This window comes from Rehaibacterium terrae, assembly GCF_014202935.1.
GTDB lineage: Bacteria > Pseudomonadota > Gammaproteobacteria > Xanthomonadales > Xanthomonadaceae > Rehaibacterium > Rehaibacterium terrae.
The window spans coordinates 1-20,341 of sequence record NZ_JACHHX010000025.1 but is presented as its reverse complement, the minus strand read 5'-3'; the positions used below and the strand labels follow the sequence as shown (position 1 = coordinate 20,341).

At 70.5% G+C, this 20,341-nt stretch carries 20 protein-coding genes; 9 read left to right on the top strand and 11 right to left on the bottom strand.

Annotated elements, in window-relative coordinates; all coding sequences use genetic code 11:
• Window positions 1–91 precede the first annotated feature (91 nt).
• The 5 genes from HNQ58_RS12730 to HNQ58_RS12710 all read right to left on the bottom strand — a co-directional run bounded on the left by HNQ58_RS12730 (window position 92) and on the right by HNQ58_RS12710 (window position 6,493).
• Window positions 92–883, bottom strand: a complete 792-nt coding sequence (locus HNQ58_RS12730) for an EAL domain-containing protein (protein WP_409617125.1) — start codon at window positions 881–883, stop codon at window positions 92–94.
• A gap of 107 nt (window positions 884–990) precedes the next feature.
• Window positions 991–2,103 carry an HDOD domain-containing protein gene (locus tag HNQ58_RS12725; RefSeq protein ID WP_343057318.1) on the bottom strand — a complete coding sequence of 371 codons (1,113 nt, stop codon included), beginning with the start codon at window positions 2,101–2,103 and terminating at the stop codon, window positions 991–993.
• Window positions 2,104–2,354: 251 nt separating this feature from the next.
• Entirely contained in the window at window positions 2,355–2,903 is a 549-nt protein-coding gene (gene ppa / locus HNQ58_RS12720) for an inorganic diphosphatase (RefSeq protein ID WP_183949306.1), read from the bottom strand.
• Between the two features lie 167 nt (window positions 2,904–3,070).
• The gene (locus HNQ58_RS12715) at window positions 3,071–5,116 is read right to left on the bottom strand and encodes a sodium-translocating pyrophosphatase (RefSeq protein WP_183949305.1); all 2,046 of its coding nucleotides are present in this window, start codon (window positions 5,114–5,116) and stop codon (window positions 3,071–3,073) included.
• Window positions 5,117–5,239: 123 nt separating this feature from the next.
• The gene (locus HNQ58_RS12710; RefSeq protein WP_183949304.1) at window positions 5,240–6,493 is read right to left on the bottom strand and encodes a 6-phosphofructokinase; all 1,254 of its coding nucleotides are present in this window, start codon (window positions 6,491–6,493) and stop codon (window positions 5,240–5,242) included.
• A gap of 150 nt (window positions 6,494–6,643) precedes the next feature.
• Here HNQ58_RS12710 and HNQ58_RS12705 point away from each other — a divergent pair, with 150 nt between their 5' ends.
• From HNQ58_RS12705 to HNQ58_RS12690, 4 genes are read left to right on the top strand one after another with little or no spacing between them, the layout of a single operon-like run.
• Window positions 6,644–7,216 (top strand): adenylate kinase, encoded by a 573-nt coding sequence (locus tag HNQ58_RS12705; protein ID WP_183949303.1) that lies wholly within the window; start codon window positions 6,644–6,646, stop codon window positions 7,214–7,216.
• Between the two features lie 11 nt (window positions 7,217–7,227).
• Window positions 7,228–7,749, top strand: coding sequence for a hypothetical protein (locus HNQ58_RS12700; protein WP_183949302.1), 522 nt, complete (start codon window positions 7,228–7,230; stop codon window positions 7,747–7,749).
• 47 nt (window positions 7,750–7,796) lie between these two features.
• Entirely contained in the window at window positions 7,797–9,164 is a 1,368-nt protein-coding gene (gene mpl, locus HNQ58_RS12695; protein WP_343057314.1) for a UDP-N-acetylmuramate:L-alanyl-gamma-D-glutamyl-meso-diaminopimelate ligase, read from the top strand.
• 34 nt (window positions 9,165–9,198) lie between these two features.
• A complete protein-coding gene (locus HNQ58_RS12690) occupies window positions 9,199–9,789 on the top strand; it encodes an LON peptidase substrate-binding domain-containing protein (RefSeq protein ID WP_183949301.1) in 591 nt (196 codons plus the stop codon).
• A 4-nt stretch (window positions 9,790–9,793) separates the two neighbouring features.
• Here HNQ58_RS12690 and HNQ58_RS12685 read toward each other — a convergent pair whose 3' ends face one another.
• Window positions 9,794–11,806: a bifunctional DedA family/phosphatase PAP2 family protein gene (locus HNQ58_RS12685; RefSeq protein ID WP_183949300.1), complete on the bottom strand. Its 2,013-nt coding sequence runs from the start codon at window positions 11,804–11,806 to the stop codon at window positions 9,794–9,796.
• A 38-nt stretch (window positions 11,807–11,844) separates the two neighbouring features.
• Here HNQ58_RS12685 and HNQ58_RS12680 point away from each other — a divergent pair, with 38 nt between their 5' ends.
• From HNQ58_RS12680 to HNQ58_RS12670, 3 genes are all read left to right on the top strand, one after another.
• Window positions 11,845–12,522: a protein kinase family protein gene (locus HNQ58_RS12680; protein WP_343057313.1), complete on the top strand. Its 678-nt coding sequence runs from the start codon at window positions 11,845–11,847 to the stop codon at window positions 12,520–12,522.
• Window positions 12,519–13,337, top strand: a complete 819-nt coding sequence (locus HNQ58_RS12675) for an SDR family oxidoreductase (protein WP_183949299.1) — start codon at window positions 12,519–12,521, stop codon at window positions 13,335–13,337. Before HNQ58_RS12680 ends, HNQ58_RS12675 begins: the two co-directional genes overlap by 4 nt.
• A gap of 70 nt (window positions 13,338–13,407) precedes the next feature.
• Complete coding sequence (locus HNQ58_RS12670) at window positions 13,408–13,827, top strand: VOC family protein (RefSeq protein WP_183949298.1); 420 nt, start codon at window positions 13,408–13,410, stop codon at window positions 13,825–13,827.
• 168 nt (window positions 13,828–13,995) lie between these two features.
• Here HNQ58_RS12670 and HNQ58_RS12665 read toward each other — a convergent pair whose 3' ends face one another.
• On the bottom strand, window positions 13,996–15,117 hold the full coding sequence (locus tag HNQ58_RS12665) for a trans-sulfuration enzyme family protein (protein ID WP_183949297.1): 1,122 nt from the start codon (window positions 15,115–15,117) through the stop codon (window positions 13,996–13,998).
• A gap of 164 nt (window positions 15,118–15,281) precedes the next feature.
• On the opposite strand from HNQ58_RS12665, the gene HNQ58_RS12660 reads away from it, so the two are divergent.
• Window positions 15,282–16,505: an acetylornithine transaminase gene (locus HNQ58_RS12660; protein WP_183949296.1), complete on the top strand. Its 1,224-nt coding sequence runs from the start codon at window positions 15,282–15,284 to the stop codon at window positions 16,503–16,505.
• Here HNQ58_RS12660 and hemL read toward each other — a convergent pair whose 3' ends face one another.
• Complete coding sequence (gene hemL / locus HNQ58_RS12655; protein ID WP_183949295.1) at window positions 16,506–17,798, bottom strand: glutamate-1-semialdehyde 2,1-aminomutase; 1,293 nt, start codon at window positions 17,796–17,798, stop codon at window positions 16,506–16,508.
• Window positions 17,795–18,433 (bottom strand): thiamine phosphate synthase, encoded by a 639-nt coding sequence (gene thiE / locus HNQ58_RS12650; protein ID WP_183949294.1) that lies wholly within the window; start codon window positions 18,431–18,433, stop codon window positions 17,795–17,797. Before thiE ends, hemL begins: the two co-directional genes overlap by 4 nt.
• A 94-nt stretch (window positions 18,434–18,527) precedes the next feature.
• Here thiE and HNQ58_RS12645 point away from each other — a divergent pair, with 94 nt between their 5' ends.
• Window positions 18,528–18,731 carry a rubredoxin gene (locus tag HNQ58_RS12645; RefSeq protein WP_183949293.1) on the top strand — a complete coding sequence of 68 codons (204 nt, stop codon included), beginning with the start codon at window positions 18,528–18,530 and terminating at the stop codon, window positions 18,729–18,731.
• Between the two features lie 13 nt (window positions 18,732–18,744).
• On the opposite strand, the gene HNQ58_RS12640 is transcribed toward HNQ58_RS12645, so the two are convergent.
• On the bottom strand, window positions 18,745–19,590 hold the full coding sequence (locus HNQ58_RS12640) for a SirB1 family protein (protein WP_183949292.1): 846 nt from the start codon (window positions 19,588–19,590) through the stop codon (window positions 18,745–18,747).
• Between the two features lie 51 nt (window positions 19,591–19,641).
• Window positions 19,642–20,100: a DUF192 domain-containing protein gene (locus HNQ58_RS12635; RefSeq protein ID WP_183949291.1), complete on the bottom strand. Its 459-nt coding sequence runs from the start codon at window positions 20,098–20,100 to the stop codon at window positions 19,642–19,644.
• Between the last annotated feature and the right edge of the window lie 241 nt (window positions 20,101–20,341).

The window sequence follows — 20,341 nt, the reverse complement described above, 5'->3', positions numbered from 1 at the left end:
CGCGGGACGCGCTTGCGGAGCGCTTGAGCAGCGAGAAATCCGCGCTGCCGACCGAGTCGGGGGCTTCGCCGGGTCGAATTTCAACAGGCTGCTAGAGCCGCTCCCAGTGCGGCTCCGGCAGCGCCTCCAGCGCCGGACGGCCGATCCAATACCCCTGAAAGAGCGTGATCCCGGCTTCACGCAGCCACGCGTACTCGTCCGCCGTCTCGACCCCCTCGGCGATCACCTGCACGTCCAGCGCCCGGCACGCCCCCAGTACGCCGCTGACGATCGCTTGTCGCGGACGGTCGCGGTGAATATCGCGCACCAGCGCCATGTCGAGCTTGACCAGGTGCGGCTGAAATGTCGCCAGCAGGTTGAGCCCCGAGTAGCCAGCGCCAAAGTCGTCGATCGCCGTCAGAAAACCCCGCTGCTGATAATCCCGAACGATCTTCAGGGCATGCTCCGGGTCGCGGATTTTTTCGCCCTCGGTAATTTCGAATACCAAACGCTCCGGGGGGAAGCCGACCTTGTGCGCCGCCGCCAACGTCAACCGAATGCAGGTGGCGGGCTCGTAGACCGCGTTGGGCAAAAAATTGATCGACAGCCTTGCGTTCAGGCCGAGGCGCCGCGCCGTATCGATGGCCAGCACGCGGCAGGTCTGGTCGAAGCCGTACAACTGTTCGGGCGCAACCTGACCGATGACCTGCCCCGCCGACTCGCCTTGGGCGCCGCGCACCAGGGCCTCGTAGGCAAACACGGATCGCGCACCCACATCGACGATGGGTTGGAACGCCATGCGCAGGACACCCTCGTAGCGTTGCGCGCCACGACAGCGCAGACAGCCAGCGACGGCCTCCGGGCTGCCCTGGAAGAAAGTTTCGAGGTACGTCGCTGTTTCCATGCCTCGCATGATACGACACCGTGCTGGTGCAGCCAGCCCAGGCAGCGGTGCCAGTCGTTCTGCGCGGGCTCGGTCCGGCAGCTGGGGCGACACCGACCCGCAATCCCTCAGGCCGCCTCGGCGGCGAGCAGATCGTCGGCCATCTTGCGCCAGGCCGGCAGGCGTTCGCGCAGGCCGACCGATTCCAGGTACTTCTCGTCGACTGCCTCGCCGGAGACCAGGGCGCGTGCCACGTGCACCGCGCCGCCGACCCAGAAGCCGCGGAAACGGCTGCGGCCGGGCTGGTGATGGCTGGCCACGGCTTCGACGATGGGCATCGGCAGGCCCCACAGGCCGAGCAGGTAGGCCCCGGCCTCGGCGTAGTGCGGGCCGCTGCACTTGTCCAGCTCGCCGGCCGCGCAGGCGGCGGGGATGCGCACGCCCGGCAGCAGCATGCCGACATCGGCGAGCAGGGCGGCGGTGGCGGCCAGTTCGGAGCTGCTGCCGCCGAGCAGGCGCGCGGCCAGCTGCGAGGACAGCAGGGCGCGTTGCTGCATCGCCTCGCGGTCGATGTTGCCCGGAATGCTCTGGGAGAACACTTCGCTGGCCAGCACCAGCCGGCGCAGGGTTTGCTGGCCGAGCCGGATCACCGCCGAGCGGATGTCGGTGACGGTGCGGCCGCCGGAGAAGTAGGCCGAGTTGCACATCCGCAGCACCTTGGCCGCCACCACCGGGTCCTGCGAGATGAGGTTGGACAGGGTGCTCGGCGTGGTGTCTTCGGACTCCAGCGCGCGGCTCAGTTCCAGGTAGAGCTTGGGCGGCGGCGGCAGGTTGCCGACGCGGCCGACCGCCGCCTTGAGTTCGGGCGAGTCGAGCAGCTCGCGCAGCTCGGCCACGCTTTCCACCGCGTCGACCAGCTCCTCGGCGCGCAGCGGCTTGTTGAGGAAGCGGTGGGCGCTGTCCATGGACATCATCGCCGCCGGCTCCTCGCCTTCCTCCAGCAACAGCAGACGGGCCGCTTCGGGATGGTGGCTGCGGATCTGCGCGAGCAGACCGGCACCGTCGAAGCCCGGTCCGCGCAGCTCGGCGACGGCGACGTCGACGGGGCGGTCCATCGCGATGGCGAGCGCGGTGACCGCGTCCTGCGCCTGCTCGGTGTCCCAGTCGAGGCCGAATTCGCTCAGGGTCTGGTTCAGTTCGGCGTGTGTCGCCGGGTTGCTGCTGACGATCAGAACGAACACGGATATCCCATCCTTATTGCAGTGCCCCGACCCGGCGGAAGCGGGCCGCGGAAGCCATTTCCGGAAACCATAGCGGCCGGCCGGGCGCAAACTTGAATGCCAGGAGGCAATTGCCCGGCGGCCGTCACATGATCGGCGGATCGGCGATGGGTTTGTGTGCGCTGCGTCAGCTCCCGGACATCGCCCGGGAGAGGCGATGCCGGGTGGGCGCGGCAGGACGGGGCCGGCGCGTCGTGCCGGCCCCGCGGGCCTCAGAAGTTCGGCTTCTCCGGCGAGGCGCTGTAGCGTTCGACCGACTCCATGATGATGCGCCGGGCCTCCGCGGCGCCGCCCCAGCCGTCGATCCTGACCCACTTGCCCTTCTCCAGGTCCTTGTAGTGCTCGAAGAAGTGGCCGATGCGCTCCAGCCAGTGGCCGGACACCTGGGCGATGTCCTCGATGTGGGCGTAGCCGGCGAACACCTTGCCGACCGGCACGGCCACCAGCTTCTCGTCCGAACCGGCCTCGTCGGTCATGTTGAGCACGCCGACCGGGCGGCAGCGGATCACCGAGCCGGGGATCAGCGGCAGCGGCAGGATCACCAGCACGTCCACCGGATCGCCGTCGCCGCACAGGGTGTGCGGCACGTAGCCGTAGTTGCAGGGGTAGCGCATGGGCGTGGACAGGATGCGGTCGACGAAGATCGCCCCGGTGGCCTTGTCCACCTCGTACTTGACCGGCTCGGCGTCCTTGGGGATTTCGATGACGACGTTGATTTCGTTCGGCAGGTCCCTGCCGGACGGAACGAGGTCCAGACCCATGCTGTGCTCCTGAATCGCTTGCGGGGAGAGGCCCGGCACGGCCGGGCGGGGGGCGCAAATGATACGCCAGGGCGTGTTGCGGCGCAGCAAGGCGCGCCGGCGAGTGCCCGGAAAAACGAAGCCCCGCGCGGGGCGGGGCTTCGTCGTGCCGGGTCGTGCGCGGGCCGCTACAGCAACGGCACCAGCAGCAGCGCCACGATGTTGATGATCTTGATCAGGGGGTTCACGGCCGGGCCGGCGGTGTCCTTGTAGGGGTCGCCGACGGTGTCGCCGGTGACCGCGGCCTTGTGGGCGTCCGAGCCCTTGCCGCCGTGGTGGCCGTCCTCGATGTACTTCTTGGCGTTGTCCCAGGCGCCGCCGCCGGTGGTCATCGAGATCGCCACGAACAGGCCGGTGACGATGGTGCCGATCAGCAGGCCGCCGAGCGCACGGATGCCGGCGCCCGGGCCCATCAGCCAGTTCATCAGCACCGCGATCAGCACCGGCACCAGCACCGGCAGCAGCGAGGGCACGATCATCTCGCGGATCGCCGAGCGGGTGAGCATGTCCACCGCGCGCGAGTAGTCCGGACGGGCGGTGCCCTGCATGATGCCGGCGATCTCGCGGAACTGGCGGCGAACCTCTTCGACCACGCTGCCCGCGGCACGGCCCACGGCCTCCATCGCCAGCGCCCCGAACAGATAGGGCACCAGGCCGCCGATGAACAGGCCGATGATGACGGCCGGGTCGTCGAGGCGGAAGTCGGTGGCCTTGCCGGCGGCCTCCAGGTTGTGGGTGAAGTCGGCGAACAGCACCAGCGCGGCCAGGCCGGCCGAACCGATCGCGTAGCCCTTGGTCACCGCCTTGGTGGTGTTGCCGACCGCGTCGAGCGGATCGGTCACCGCGCGCACCTCGCCGGGCAGCTCGGCCATCTCGGCGATGCCGCCGGCGTTGTCGGTGATCGGGCCGTAGGCGTCGAGCGCGACCACCATGCCGGCCATCGACAGCATGGCGGTGGCGGCGATGGCGATGCCGTACAGGCCGCCCAGCGAGTACGAGGCCCAGATCGACAGGCACACCGCGATCACCGGCGCGGCGGTCGCCTTCATCGACACGCCGAGGCCGGCGATGATGTTGGTCGCATGGCCGGTGGTCGAGGCCGCGGCCACGTCGCGCACCGGTTTGAAGTCGGTGCCGGTGTAGTACTCGGTGATCCAGACGATCACGCCGGTCAGCAGCAGGCCGATCAGGGCGCAGAAGTACAGGTTCTGCGCGCCGACCGGCGAGTCGCCCATCAGTGCGCCGGTGACCGGGTAGAAGGCGATCGCCGCCAGCACGCCCGACACCACCACGCCCTTGTAGAGCGCGCCCATGATCGAGCCGTTCGGCTTGGCCTTGACGAAGAAGGTGCCGACGATCGAGGCGATGATCGATGCGCCGCCCAGCACCAGCGGATAGAGCACGCCGTTGGCGCCGACGTCGGCCGCCATCAGCCAGCCCAGCAGCATGGTGGCGATCACCGTCACCGCGTAGGTCTCGAACAGGTCGGCGGCCATGCCGGCGCAGTCGCCGACGTTGTCGCCGACGTTGTCGGCGATCACCGCGGGATTGCGCGGGTCGTCCTCGGGGATGCCGGCCTCGACCTTGCCCACCAGGTCGGCGCCGACGTCGGCGCCCTTGGTGAAGATGCCGCCGCCCAGGCGCGCGAAGATCGAGATCAGCGAGCCGCCGAAGGCCAGGCCGACCAGCGCGTGCAGGGTCTGGTCCATGTCCAGCCCCATCTGCAACAGCAGCGCGTAGTAGCCGGCGGTGCCGAGCAGGCCCAGGCCCACCACCAGCAGGCCGGTGATCGCGCCGCCCTTGAACGCCACGCCGAGCGCGGCGTTGATGCCGTCGCGCGCGGCTTCGGCGGTACGCACGTTGGCGCGCACCGAGACGTTCATGCCGATGTAGCCGGCCGCGCCCGAGAGCACGGCGCCGATCAGGAATCCGAACGCACTTGCCCAGCTCAGGAAGAAGCCGAGCAACAGGAAAAGCACGACGCCGGCAACGGCGATGGTGCTGTACTGCCGGTTGAGGTAGGCGCGCGCGCCTTCCTGGATGGCGGCGGCGATTTCCTGCATCCGTTCGTTGCCGGGCGAGCGGCTGGCGATCCAGCGCGCCGAGACCATGCCGTACACGATCGCTACCGCTGCGCAGGCGAGCGCCAGCGTCAAGCCGTACTGCTCAAGCATGAAACCCTCCCCAAGGTCGAATGAACGCCGGGGCCGGTACCGCCCCGGCCGGCCGAGTATGTCAGACCCGGACAGGGGCGCAACCGGCCGGCGGCGGCGGGGCTGGGTGGGCGATGGCCGTGTTCAGGCCTGCAACGGCGGCAGCCGGCGGGTGACCGGTGTGTTGGCCAGGCGCAGGTAGTCGGGCAGCCCGTCCGGCCGGTACGGCGGCGGCGCCTCGCCGCGGATCAGCGGGGCGAGGTAGCGGCGACAGGCCTCGGTGATGCCGAAACCGTCCTTGCGGATGAAGTTTTTCGGCATTTTCTTCTCATGGTTGGCGATCTTCGCCAGCGGCGCGGGTGCGATCTTCCAGCGGTAGGGGCTGTCGGCAGTACGCACGATCACCGGCATCACGCCGTTCATGCCTTCGAGCGCGTATTCGACGGCGGCCTCGCCGACCGCCATGGCCTGTTCCAGGTCGGTCTTCGAGGCCAGGTGCCGGGCCGAGCGCTGCAGGTAGTCCGGCACGGTCCAGTGCACCTTCAGGCCGAGCTTGTCCTTTACCACGCCGGCGAGCGTGGGGCCGACGCCGCCGAGCTGGGAGTGGCCGAAGGCATCGACCGTGCCGGCCTCGGCGACGAAGCGGCCGTCGGGGTGGCGGATACCCTCGGACACCACCACCACGCACCAGCCGACCTTGTCGACGGTGGCTTTCACCTTGGCGAGAAACTTCGCCTCGTCGTAGGCGATCTCCGGGAACAGGATCACCTGCGGCGCGTCGTCCTTGCCGTCGCCGGCCAGACCGGCAGCGGCCGCCAGCCAGCCGGCATGGCGGCCCATCACCTCGTAGACGAACACCTTGGTCGAGGTCTCGGCCATCGCGGCCACGTCCAGCGCGGCTTCGCGTACCGACACGGCGGTGTACTTGGCCGCCGAGCCGAAGCCGGGGCAGGTGTCGGTGACGGCCAGGTCGTTGTCGACCGTCTTGGGCACGCCCACGCAGGTCAGCGGGTAGCCGGAAGCCTCGGCCAGCTGCGAGAGCTTGAGCGCGGTGTCGGCCGAGTCGTTGCCGCCGTTGTAGAGGAACCAGCGCACGTCGTGGGCGCGGAAGACGTCGAGCAGGCGCTCGTACTTGGCACGGTCGGCTTCCAGCGACTTGAGCTTGTAGCGGCACGAGCCGAAAGCGCCACCCGGGGTGTGGGCGAGGGCGCGGATGGCGGCAAGCGGTGCCTTCGTGGTGTCGATCAGTTCCTCGCGCAGGGCGCCGAGGATGCCGTTGCGGGCGGCCAGCACCTTGACCTTGTGCCGGCGCGCGGCCTGGATCACCGCCGAGGCGGTGGCATTGATGACGGCGGTGACTCCGCCGGACTGCGAATACAGCAGCGTTCCCTTGCGCATGGAGGTGTGGCCCCGGTTTGACTGTTCGGCCGCCCGCGGGTAGCGTTCCCGCCAGCTCGCACGGCCCTGCGGGTCCAGTGTAACGCCGCGGCGCGGACACCGGAGCGTGGGGGCGTGCGCTTCGTTTTCCTTCTTCGGACATCCATCACGATGCGACTGGTTCTTCTCGGCGCGCCCGGCTCGGGTAAGGGCACGCAGGCAGCACGGCTCAAGGAACACCTGCAAGTGCCGCACATCTCCACCGGCGAGCTGCTGCGCGCCGAGGTCGCCGCCGGTTCGCCGCTGGGGCGGCAGGCCAAGGAGGTGATGGACCGTGGCGAGCTGGTGTCCGACGAGATCCTGCTCGCCATGCTCGAGGAGCGCTTCTCGCGCGATGACACCCGCAAGGGCTTCATCCTCGACGGCTACCCGCGCAACATCGCTCAGGCCAACGCGCTGGATGCGCTGTTGCACCGGCTGGGGCAGCCGGTCGATCTGGCCGTCCAGCTCGACGTCGACACCGAGCTGCTGATCCAGCGCCTCGCCGGCCGCGCCCAGGCGGAAGGACGCAGCGACGACAGCCCGGACGCCGTGCGCAACCGCCTGCGCGTCTACAACGAGTCCACCGCGCCGGTCGTCGACTATTACCGCGGCCAGCACAAGCTGGTCTGCGTGTTCGGCGTCGGCAGTGTCGACGAGGTCTTCGCCCGCATCCTCGCCGCGGTCGAGGAGCACATCGAGTAAGTCCGCCTGCCGTGGCGAGCCTCCTGCCGCAACTGTGGCAACTGTGCCTGCTGCGGATCGGTCCGCAGGACCTGCCCTACTCACCTGCGCTCAGCCGCGCGCTGGTCGTCGCCGCGCTCGCCGCCGGCCTGCTCAATGCGGCGGCGGCGGACGCGCTGGGCGAACACCTGCTGCCCCGCCTGCTGGTCACGCTGGCTTTCTTGGTCGCGGTGCCGTGGTTGCTGCTGCGGCTGCGCGGCTATGGCAACCGGCTGGCGCAGACGGTGGCGGCCATCGCCGGCAGCAGCCTGCTCTACGCGCTGGCGTTCCTGCCGCTGTCGCTGCTGACCGCCGACTTCGATCCCGCCGAGCCGCTGCCGGCGCAGGTGCTGGCCGGCTGGATCGGCCTGTTCCTCACCGGCTGGAAGCTGGCGATCAACGCCCACATCTGGCGCCATGCGCTCGGCCTGCCGTTCGCCGCCGCCGTGCTGCTGGCGGTCGGCCTGCTGCTGGTGCAGGTTGGCCTGGGCCGGCTGCTCGAGGGGGCGGCCTGACCGCCCTGCTTCACTCTCTCTCTAGCCCATCGACTCCGGCCTCGCGCGTGAAACTCCATATCCTCGGCATCTGCGGCACCTTCATGGGCGGCGTCGCCGCGCTGGCGCGCGAACTCGGCCATGCGGTCGAGGGCAGCGACCAGAACGTCTATCCGCCGATGTCCACCCAGCTCGAAGGGCTGGGCATCGCCCTGAAGCAGGGCTACGCGCCCGGGCACATCGCCGCCGATACCGACGAGGTGGTCATCGGCAATGCACTCTCGCGTGGCAATCCGGCGGTCGAGCAGGTGCTCGATGCCGGCCTGCGCTACACCTCCGGCGCGCAGTGGCTGGCCGAACGGGTCTTGCCCGGTCGCGAGACACTGGCGGTCGCCGGCACCCATGGCAAGACCACCACGACCTCGATCCTCGCCTTTCTGCTCGACCGTGTCGGGCGCGATCCGGGCTTCCTGATCGGCGGCGTGCCGGAAAACTTCGGCGTCTCGGCACGATTGGGCACAGGGCGCGAGTTCGTGGTCGAGGCCGACGAATACGACACCGCCTTCTTCGACAAGCGCAGCAAGTTCGTCCACTACCGGCCGACGGTGGCGATCCTCAACAACCTGGAGTTCGATCACGCCGACATCTTCCCGGACGTGGCGGCGATCCAGCGCCAGTTTCACCACCTGGTGCGGACCGTGCCGCGGCGCGGCCGGCTGATCGTCAACGGCGAGGACGCGCGCCTGGCCGAGGTGCTGGCGATGGGCTGCTGGACGCCGGTCGAGCGCATCGGCCTGGACGACGAAAGCTGTGACTGGCGCGCGCGGCTGCTGGCCGCCGATGGTTCGGTGTTCGTGGTGATCCATCGGGGCGTCGCACTGGGCGAAGTGCACTGGTCGCTGCTCGGCCGCCACAATGTGATGAACGCGCTCGCCGCGTTGGCCGCCGCGCATGCCGTCGGCGTCGATCCGCGCGCGGCGATGCCGGCGCTGGCGGATTTCCGCAGCGTCAAGCGCCGGTTGGAGGTGCTCGGCGAGGCGCAGGGGGTGACCGTCTACGACGATTTCGCCCATCATCCGACCGCGATCCGTACCACGCTGGAAGGGCTGCGCGCCCGGGTCGGCGCGGCGCGGGTGATCGTCGCGCTGGAGCCGCGCAGCAATTCGATGCGGTTGGGCGCCCACGCCGCCGAGCTGGCGCCGTCGCTGGACCAGGCCGACGCGGTCGTGTTCCTGCACCGTCCCGGGCTGCCTTGGGACGCGGCGCGCGTGGTCGCGGCACTGCGTGGTGCGGGTGAAACGGTGCCCGACGTCGAGGCCCTGCTCGATCGGCTGCTGGCCCGCACGGCGGCGGGCGACCACGTCGTGTTCATGTCCAACGGCGGCTTCGAGGGGGCGCCGCGTCGTTTCCTGGCCCGGCTGCGCGGGGGCGGTTGACGACAGTCGGCGGCATCGGGCCTAAACTGCGGGCATGGCCCGCGCCGAGCTGCCGCTGTTTCCCCTCCGGACCGTGCTGTTCCCGGGGGGCGAGCTCCGGCTGCGGATCTTCGAGCCGCGCTACCTCGACCTGGTGCGCAGCTGCAGCCGCGAGGGCCGCGGCTTCGGCGTCTGCCTGCTGCTGGCCGGGCAGGAAGTCGGCCCGCAGGCGACCTCGGCCGCGTTCGGCACCGAGGCGCGCATCGTCGACTTCGCCCTGCTGCCCGACGGCTTGCTCGGGCTGACCGTGCGCGGCGGACGGCGCTTCCACGTCGCGCGGACCCGAGTGCGCGACAACGGTCTGGTGGTGGGCGACATCGACTGGCTCCGCGAGCCGGACGGGGACGAGCTGCGCCCCGAACACGCTCTGCTATCGGTGCTGCTGGCGCGCATGGCCGAGCGGGTCGGCGGTTCGCTGGCGCGGGCCGAGCAGCGCTGCTACGACGATGCCGCCTGGGTCGGCTGGCGACTGGGCGAGCTGCTGCCGCTGACGCTGCCGCAGCGGCAGGCCCTGCTGCAGGAGCCCGATCCGCACGCGCGGCTGGACCATCTGGTGCAGCTGCTGCCGGAGTTCCAGCGGGCGTGACCGCTCACGGCGGGGATTCGGCCGTCGTGGCGCGCAGGCGCAGCACCACCACCACGCCATCGGCGCGGGCGGATTCGCGCCAGGCCAGGTCGGCCAGGGCCGCACGCAGGTCCACACGGGCGGCGTCCTCCGCGCCGCGTTCCACCTCCCAGTAGCTGAGCAGGCCGAAGCGCTGGGCGAAACGCACCCGCTGCACCGCACCGATCCACAGCGGCGCGTCCTCCGGTGCGAGCCGGTATGGCGACGCCCACAGGCGCAGCACGGTGCGCTCGCGCGGCGAGGGGCCGGGTCGGCTCATCAGCAGGGCTTCGGCGCGGCCGCGATGGGCGGCGGGCAGCAGCGGCTGGGTCTCGGGGGCGGCGTCGGCGGCCAGCAGCTGCAGCAGGTCGGTCCAGCCGGCCTGCGGGTGTGCGGTCCAGCCCTGTGCCTCCAGCCGCGCGCGCAATGCGTCCAGTCCACCGGCGTATTCGACATTGAGCGGCCAGGCGCGACGGCCGTGGAACTCGTTGCGCCGTTCCGGCAGCCGTTGCCAGCCGTCGCGCCACCAGTCCGAGGCCGCCATCGACTCGGCGCCGAGCGGCGGTTCGAAGCGCGCCAGCGTCGCCTCGATCCGGGCCGGGGCATGCCAGCCGGCCGCCAGCAGGAACGTGCCGAAGAACACCAGGCTCAGTGGTCGCGCCCAGAACGAGCGCACGATGCGGCGCCGATAGGCCAGGCCGAGCGCGGTGGTGAATACCGCCCCCAGCAGAACGCCGCTGAGCACGTCGCTCAGCCAGTGCGCGCCCAGGTAAAGGCGCGCGAAACAGAGCGACCCCACCACCAGCGAGGCGACCACGTAAGGCCAGGCGCGCCGCCGTCCCGGCAGCTCGCGCGCCACCAGCACGGCGAAGAAGCCGAACACCACCGTCGCCATCGCCACCGGCGCGGAGGGGAAGCTGAAGCCCGGGGCCAGCGTCGCCGCCGGCGGCTTGGGCACTTCCAGCAGCCAGCCGAGCGCGGTCACCAGCACCAGGCCGAAGGCCGGCGCGGCGACCCAGTGCATCGCCGCCAGGCGCCGCCGTCGCCAGACCAGCCAGGCGAATACCGCCACGATCGCCGGCAGCAGGACCTGCCAGTCGCCCAGCGTGGCCAGTACCGCCATCGGTGCGTCGGCCAGCGGATTGCGCAGCGCGAACATGCCCTGGTGCACGGCCAGGTCCAACCGCAACGGTTCGCCGCCGACCACCGCGATCAGCAGGGTGAAGAAGGCCCAGCCGGCGAACACCAGTCCCAGCGCCAGCAGCGCCAGCGAGGCCGACTCGGGGCGGCGTGGGTCGATCAGGGCGATGCTCACCCGGCCCAGTACCGGATGTCGGAGCGACCAGGCCAGCGCGCGCTCGATCATCGAGGCGGTGCGCGGTGCCAGCACGCGGTAACCGGCGAACATGCTCAGCCCGAGCAGGCCGACCACCGCCAGCAGCAGGCCGAGCACGATCGCCAGCCGCCCGGCGATCCGGGCCAGCAGATCCAGCGAGGCGCCGAACAGCCAGCCCGGTGCCATGAACAGGAAAGCCCAGCTCACCGCCGCCAGCGCGCTCGCCGCCACGTAGCGCGAGGCCGGCATGCGCAGGATGCCGGCGATCACCGGCACGAAGGCGCGCACCGCGCCGACGTAGCGGGCGATGATGATGCCCTTGAGGCCATGCCGTCGGAAGAAGGCTTCGCCGTGCTGCAGCCACTGCGGGTGGCGTGAGAACGGCCATGCCGTCTTCAGGCGCTGGCCGTACACCCGCCCGAGCAGATAGCTCAGACCGTCGCCGAGAAAGGCGCCGAGCGCCGCGCAGGCGACCGCGTACCAAGGGTCCATCAGGCCCAGGCCGACCAGCGTGCCGACGCCGAACAGCAGCGGCAGCGACGGGATCGCCACCCCCACCACCGCCAGCGCGTCGCCGAAGGCCACCGCGAAGATCACCAGCCCCGCCAGCAGCGGGTTCTGCGCGATCCAGGCCAGCAGGGCATCGACAGTGGAAGCGGACATGGCCGGATTATAGGAGCCGCTCCGGCGCTGCCGGGTTTATGCTGTGGGGCATGCCAGGCAGCGAGAAAACCCCGGGCGGTGTTCGCCGTATCTTCAAGCGCGACCTGTTCGGCAGCGTCGTGTTGTGCGACCGTGGCGATGTGCCCGTCGTGCTGCGGGACACCCGCCAGGCGGCACGCGGGCTGGGCTGGCTGGCGCGTCTGCTGGCCGGCAACGAGGCGCGTGCCCTGCGGCGGCTGGAGGCCTTTGCGGAGGTGCCCGCGCTGAATCGCTGGGGCGGCGGCGTGCTCGAACGCGGCTACATCGACGCCCGGCCGATGTACGCGGCGGAGCCGCGCGATCCGCGCTACTTCCGGCGGGCGCGGCGGCTGCTGCAGCGGATGCACCGTGCCGGCGTCGCCCACAATGACCTGGCCAAGGAGGCCAACTGGCTGGTGACGGAGGCCGGCGAGCCGGCGCTGATCGACTTCCAGATGGCCTGGTGCAGCGCGCGGCGCGGACGCCTGTTCCGACTGCTGGCACGCGAGGATCTGCGGCACCTGCTCAAGCACAAGCGCAGCTACTGCCCGCAGTGCCTGACGCCGGTCGAGCGCCGCCTGCTGGCGCGCCGCTCCTGGCTCCGGGAACTGTGGTTCGCGACCGGCAAGCCGGTCTACCGCTGGATCACCCGCCGCCTGCTCGGCTGGCGCGACAACGAGGGACGAGCAAACCCATGAACGGACTGGCCGGCAAGACCCTGTTCATCACCGGCGCCTCGCGCGGCATTGGCCTTGCGATTGCCCTGCGTGCCGCGCGCGACGGCGCCAACATCGTCATCGCCGCCAAGTCGAGCGTGCCGAATCCGAAACTGCCCGGCACCATCCACACGGCCGCCGCGGCGGTGGAGGCCGCCGGCGGGCGCGCACTCGCCATCCGCTGCGACATCCGCGAGGAAGCACAGGTGCGCGCCGCCGTCGAGCAGGCGGTGGCGCACTTCGGCGGTCTCGACATCCTGGTCAACAACGCCAGCGCGATCTGGCTGCGCGGCACGCTGGACACGCCGATCAAGCGCTTCGACCTGATGCAGCAGGTCAACGCGCGCGGCAGTTTCCTGTGTGCGCAGGCCTGCCTGCCACACCTGCTGAAGGCCGCCAACCCGCACATCCTCACCCTGGCGCCGCCGCCCAGCCTCGACCCGAAGTGGTGGGCGCCGCACATCGGTTACACGCTGGCCAAGATGGGGATGAGTTTCGTCACCCTCGGGCTGGCCGCCGAATTCGGCCCGCAGGGCGTGGCGGTCAATGCGCTGTGGCCGCGCACCATCATCGCCACCGACGCGCTGAACATGATTCCCGGCGTCGATCCGGCGCGCTGTCGCCGGCCGGACATCGTCGCCGACGCCGCGCATGCGGTGCTGATCACGCCGAGCCGCGAACTGTGTGGCCGCTTCGTGATCGACGAGGACATCCTGCGCGAGCGCGGCGTCACCGACTTCACGGCTTACGCCGTCGATCCCTCGCAGCCGCTGCTGCCGGATCTGTTTGTAGACTGAAGCCGCCGTGCAGGCGAGGACGCGAGGCTCATCTCCCGCTCACCGCTCACGATCATTTCCGGGAACCGACATGCGCTACCTCCACGCCATGGTCCGCGTCCGCGATCTCGACGCCTCGCTCCGCTTCTACTGCGATGGCCTGGGTCTGGTCGAGACCCGCCGCAAGGACTATCCCGAAGGCCGCTTCACGCTGGTCTACCTCGGCGCACCGGAAAACCCAGAGGCCGAGATCGAGCTGACCTACAACTACGACGACGAGGATTACGGCTCGGCGCGCAACTTCGGTCACCTGGCCTTCGCGGTGGACGATATCTATGCGACCTGCGCGCACCTGCAGGCGATGGGCGTGACGATCAACCGCCCGCCGCGCGACGGGCGCATGGCTTTCGTGCGCTCGCCCGACCGGATCTCGATCGAGCTGCTGCAGAAGGGGGCGCCGTTGCCGCCGGCCGAGCCGTGGGCATCGATGCCGAATACCGGCTGTTGGTGAGGCTGGCGGCAACAGCAACGGCAACAGCAACAGCACGCACGGAGCAGAGCGGGAGAAAGGCGGAGGACACGGAGGGATCCAAAAGGGCTACTCCGATCTCATCTTTGTGCTTTCCTCCTCTTTTCTCCGCTGTTCTCCTGCCTTTCTCCGTGCGTGCCGTTGCTCTTGTCAGCCGCCAAGTGCCTGCGCGAGATCGGCGATCAGATCGTCGGCGTGTTCGAGTCCGATCGACAGCCGCAGCAGGTTCTGCGGCGAGACGGGCTGCGGGCCCTCGACCGAGGCGCGATGCTCGACCAGCGATTCGCAGCCGCCCAGCGAGGTGGCGTTGTGGAACAGTCGCAAGCGACCTGCCACGGCCAGCGCCGCCTCGCGGCCGCCGCGCACCTGCAGGCTGAGCATGCCGCCGAAGTCGCGCATCTGCCGCGCGGCGACCGCATGGCCCGGGTGCGTCGCCAGACCGGGGTAGTGCACGGTTTCGACCTGCGGGTGCGCGGCGAGGAAGTCGGCGACCCGGCGCGCGTGAGCGCAGTGCATCGCCATCCGCGCCGGCAGCGAGCGCAGCCCGCGCAGCACCAGCCAGGCGGCGAACGGGTTGGCGCTGCCGCCGTGCAGCTTGCGGATATCCCAGGCGCGCGCGGCGAGGTCGTCGGCGGCGGCGAAGTTCAGCACGCCGCCCATCACGTCGCTGTGGCCGCCCAGGTATTTGGTGGCCGAGTGCAGCACCACGTCGGCGCCCAGCGCCAGCGGCTGCTGCAGCGCCGGCGTGGCGAAAGTGCCGTCGACCACCAGCCGCGCGCCATGTGCATGCGCCAGCTCGGCGATGGTCGCGATATCGACGATCTGCAGCAGCGGATTGGATGGCGATTCCACCCACACGCAGGCGGTGTCCGGCCGCAGCGCCGTGCGCACGGCATCCGGGTCGGTGGCGTCGACGAAATCGGCAGACAAGCCCCAGCGCGGAAACTCGTGCTGCGCGAGGGCGCGGACGCCGTGGTAGAGGTCGCGCTGGAACAGCACGCGGCTTCCTGCCGGCAGCGCCTGCAGCAGCGTGGCGGCGGCGGCCATGCCGGTGGCGAAGAACAGGCTGCGGCGGGCGCCGTCGAGCGCCGCCAACGCCGCCTCCAGACGCTGCTGGGTCGGGTTGTCGTAGCGCTGGTAGATCAGCCCGTGCGGCAGGTGGCCGTCGGGGGCGTGCTCGAAGGTCGTGGACAGGTGGATCGGCGGCGCCAGCGCGCCGGTCTCGGCATCGGGCGCGCCGCCGGCATGGACGGCCAGGGTTTCGAAGCGCATGGAGGAGTCGCCGCGGTCGGGAAGGGCGATTGTGCCGTGTCTGCCGTCGGGGCGGACAATATCGCTTCCCGCACTGGTGCGGCGGGCGGGCGCTGCCCATAATCGCGCGCTCTTTTACCCATCCCCCTGACGCGCCCGGCGCCGCCGCGGCGCCGGAGCCGTCGATGAACCGGACCGCCGATCTCGTCCTCACCGCCAAGCGCCGCATGCTGCCGATCTACCGGCCGCGCGAACTGGTGCTGGAGCGCGGCCAGGGCGCGCGCGTGTGGGATCGCGACGGCCGCGAGTTCGTCGATTTCGCCGCCGGCATCGCGGTGTGCTCGCTCGGCCACGGCGATCCGGACCTGCAGGCGGCGCTGACCGAACAGGCCGGCCGGCTCTGGCACACCAGCAATGTCTTCTACAGCGAGCCGCCGATCCGGCTGGTCGAGGAGCTGGCCGCGGCGTCGGGTTTCGCCGAGCGCGTGTTCCTGTGCAACTCGGGCTCGGAGGCCAACGAGGCGGCGATCAAGCTGGTGCGCCGCTGGGCCAGTCAGCAGGGCCGCGAGGCCGGCCGGCGCGTCATCCTCACCTTCCGCGGCAGCTTCCACGGCCGCACGTTGGCGGCGGTGACGGCCACCGCGCAGCCCAAGTACCAGGAAGGCTACGAGCCGCTGCCGGGCGGCTTCCGTTACGTCGACTTCAACGACGAGGTGGCGGTGGAGGCGGCGATGGCCGCCGGCGATGTCGCCGCCGTCATGGTCGAGCCGGTGCAGGGCGAGGGCGGCGTGATGCCGGCCAAGCCCGGCTTCCTGCGCTTCCTGCGCGAGCAGTGCGATCGCCACGGTGCGCTGCTGGTGCTCGACGAGATCCAGTGCGGCATGGGCCGCACCGGCGAGCTGTTCGCCTGCCATGGCGAGGGTGTCGTGCCGGACATCCTGACCCTGGCCAAGGCGCTGGGCGGCGGCTTTCCGATCGGCGCGCTGCTGGCCGGGCCGAAGGTGGCCGAGGTGATGCAGTTCGGCGCCCACGGCAGCACCTTCGGCGGCAATCCGCTGGCGGCGGCGGTGGCGCGGGTGGCGCTGCGCAAGCTGGCCTCGCCCGCGGTGCTGGGCAATGTCGCGCGCCAGGCCGATCGCCTGCGCGCCGGGCTGGCGGCGCTGGATGCGGAATTCGGCCTGTTCGCGCAGGTGCGCGGTCGCGGCCTGATGATCGGCGCCGCGCTCGGGCCGGACCACGCGGGCCGCGCCGGCGAGATCCTCGACCACTGCGCCCGCCACGGCCTGCTGTTGCTGCAGGCCGGGCCTGATGTGCTGCGTTTCGTGCCGGCGCTGACGATCTCCGACGCCGACATCGACGAAGGTCTGGCGCGGCTGCGCGCCGCGCTGGCCGACTTCGTCGCCGCTTGATCAGCCGGCGCGGACCTCGCGGAACGCCGCCCGTGCCGCCTCGATGGTCAGCTCGATGTCGAGCTCGCTGTGCGCGGTGGACAGGAAGCCGGCCTCGAACGCCGACGGCGCGAAGTACACGCCGCGCTGCAGCAACCCGTGGAAGAAGCGTTTGAATGCGGCGGTGTCGCAGGCGGTGGCGTCGGCGAAGCTGTGCACCTTCCGGTCGGTGAAGAACAGGCCGAACATGCCGCAGGCGCGGTTGGTGGTGACCGGTACGCCGGCCTCCTTCGCGGCCGCTTCCAGTCCGTCGCAGAGCATCTCGGTCTTGGCCTTGAGCTCGGCATGGAAACCGGGCTGGCGCACCAGTTCCAGTGTGGCCAGGCCGGCGGCCATCGCCACCGGGTTGCCGCTCAGCGTGCCGGCCTGGTAGATCGGGCCGGCCGGCGCCACCTGCTGCATCAGGTCGCGGCGGCCGCCGTAGGCGCCCACCGGCATGCCGCCGCCGATGATCTTGCCGAAGGTGGTCAGGTCCGGCGTGACGCCGTAGACCTGCTGCGCGCCGCCGGGCGCGACGCGGAACCCCGTCATCACCTCGTCGAAGATCAGCACAGCGCCGTACTGCGTGCACAGCGCGCGCAGGTGCTGCAGGTAGCCGTCCCTGGGCAGGATGCAGTTCATGTTGCCGGCGATCGGCTCGATGATCAGGCCGGCGATCTCCTCGCCGTACTGCTCGAACAGCGCGGTGGCGGCGTCGAAGTCGTTGTAGGGCAGGGTCAGGGTCAGGTCGGCCAGCGCCTTGGGCACGCCCGGCGAATCGGGCTGGCCGAGCGTGAGCGCACCCGAGCCGGCTTTCACCAGGAACGAATCGCCGTGACCGTGGTAGCAGCCCTCGAACTTGACGATGCGGCTGCGGCCGGTGGCGCCGCGCGCGACGCGGATCGCCGACAGCGTGGCCTCCGTACCGGAGTTGACCATGCGCACCATCTCGCACGAGGGCACCATGCGGGTGAGCGTCTCGGCCATGGTGACCTCCAGCGGGTTCGGCACGCCGAAGCTCAAGCCTTCACGGGCGGCGTTGAACACCGCTTCCAGCACCTTCGGATGGGCATGACCGGCCACCATCGGGCCCCAGGAGCCGACGTAGTCGATGTAGCGGTTGCCGTCGACGTCGAACAGGTAGCTGCCCTTGGCGCGGTGGGCGAAGAACGGCTCGCCGCCGACCGACTTGAACGCGCGCACCGGCGAGTTGACGCCGCCGGGAATCAGTTCCTGGGCGCGGGTGAACAAGCCGTGCGAGAGGTCGGTGATCATGGCTGCGTTTTGTCTCGTGTGGCGCCCGCGAAGCAGGCGAGGTAGTCGTGGACGGCGGCGACCGGGTCCGGGGCGTCGAACACGCCGCTGATGACGGCGATCATGTCCGCACCGGCGACGACGATCGGGCCGGCATTGTCCGGTGTAATCCCGCCGATCGCCACCCGTGGCAGTCCGAAGCGGGCGGCTTCGTGCAGCAGCGCCGGCCTGGCGCGGCGCGTGTTCGGTTTGGTCGGCGAGGGGTGGAAGGCACCGAAGGCGAGATAGCTCGCGCCGGCGGCGGCCGCGCGCGCGGCGCGGTCGAGGTCGTCGTAGCAGGAGGCACCGAGGATCGCGTGCGGACCGAGCAGCTGGCGTGCCCGGGTCAGTGCGACATCCTGCTCGCCCACGTGCGCGCCGTCGGCGCCGATCGCGGCCGCCAGAGCCACGTCGTCATTGATCAGCAGCGGCACGCCGTGCTGCCGGCACAGCGCGAGCAGGGCGGTCGCCTGCGTCTGCCGAAGTGCCGCATCGGCCGTCTTGTTCCGGTACTGCAGCAGCGCCACGCCTGCGGTCAGCAGAGGCGCCGTGCGCGCCAGCAGTCGTCGCGTGTCCGTCTCGTCGGGCGTGATCAGGTACAGGCCGCGCAGAGGCATCGGCTTTCTCGCAGTCGGGTTCGGTGGGACAATAAGCGGCCCTGTCGGAACAATATTAGTTCCCTGTCCCCTCGTTCGCTCCGGTACGTGACTGATGAACACCCCTGACGCCGCCGCGCAGACCACCGCCTACCGCACCTGGATGTGCGTCGTCTGCGGCTTCATCTACAGCGAGGCGGATGGCCTGCCGGAAGAGGGCATCGCGCCGGGCACGCGCTGGGAAGACGTGCCGGACACCTGGACCTGTCCGGACTGCGGCGTGACCAAGGACGACTTCGAGATGATGCCGGTTGGCTGAGCCGGCGACGCGCTCAGTTCAGCGAAGTCCGTCCCGCGCTGGCCTCCACCAGCGCCAGCCGCACCAGTTCGGCGTCCTCCGCCGCCGGCTGCAGCGCGAGATAGCGCCGCAGGTCTTCGCGGGCGCCCGGCAGCCAGCCCAGGCGCAGGTAGGCCAGTCCCCGGTCGCGCAGCTCCTCGACCGCATTCGGCATCAGCCGGATCACCCGGTCGGTGGTGCGCGCCACCCGGTCCCAGTCCTCGGCCCGGGCATACAGCGCCTTCAGATTGCGCAGCATCCGCACCAGGATCGCGCGGTGCGAGGCCGGTGCGAGGATCTGCAGCAGCTGTGCATCGTCAGGCACCTCGCCGCCGAGATGTTCGCAGACGCGGTCGCGCAGCTCGTCGGCGGCCAGGGGGCGGCCGCGATTGAACGGATCCATCACCATCAGGCCATCGTCCACCGGCAGCCGCACCAGGAAATGCCCGGGGAAGGACACGCCGTCGAGCGGGATGCCCAGACGCCGCGCGACTTCCATCTGCACCACCGCCAGCGAGACCGGGATGCCGAGCTTGCGGTCGAACACCTCGTTCAGATAGCTGTTGCGCGGGTCGTAGTAGTGCTCGTGGTTGCCGCTGAAGCCGAGCACGTCGAACAGGTAGCGGTTGATTGCGATCAGCTTCGCCGGGGTGGAGTCCGAGGCGGCGATCTGCTCGCGCAGTTCGCGCGCGTATTCGTCGGCCAGGGCGTCGTAGCCGGCCGCGTCGAGCTGCGGGTACTCGTCGCGGGCGATCAGCAACGCGCCGGCGAGCAGGGGCAGCTCGTCATCGTCGAGCGTCGCCAGCGTGTCCCAGTCCGGTAGTGAGAATCGTGACGCCATGGCCGCAATGTGGGCGCAGCCGCCTCCTCGCGCAAGCATGCCGCCTGCGCCTCATTCAGCGGCAATTCCCGGGCCGAACTTGAGTTCGTCGCCGCGGCGCACGCCCAGCCGCGCCGCGGTGCCGGCATTGAGCTCGAGGGTGTAGCGTGCGGGGCGCTCGCTCGGATAGCTGGGGCAACGGTCGCCCGCGCTGCACGGCGGCACGCGCTGTGCCATCGACACCAGCCGACGCCGGTCGTCGAAGTAGAGGATGTCCAGCGGGATGCGCGTGTTCTTCATCCAGAACGCCTGCGGTTCCTCGCGATCGTGGATGAACAGCATGCCGTGGCCGTCTGGCAGATGGTCGCGGAACATCAGTCCGCGCGCACGGCTGGCGTCGTCGTCCGCTATCTCCACCGTGAAGCGCTCGCCGCGCAGCTCCACCCAGCGCGGGTCGGCGCCGCTGCCGGTGCAGGCGGCGAAGAGCAGGGCCGAGGCTAGCCCGGCGACGGACAGTGCGAATGCGCGCATGCGTGGTTCCATGGGGTTGTCGGTGAAGGTCCTGCGGCGACGATCGACAGCCGCGCGGGCGGAGTCAAGCGTAAAAAGTTCACTGGAGGGCTTCACAACCTTCCCGCGTCCGTGCACAATGCGCGCCCCTTCGCTGCGGGTGCCGAGAGGCGGGTGGCGGGGGTGGCGGGAGGCGCCCGTTGGGGTGTTGACCGACGCGGAAAGTGCCGTATAATGTGCGGCTCCCTCGGACGAAACGTCC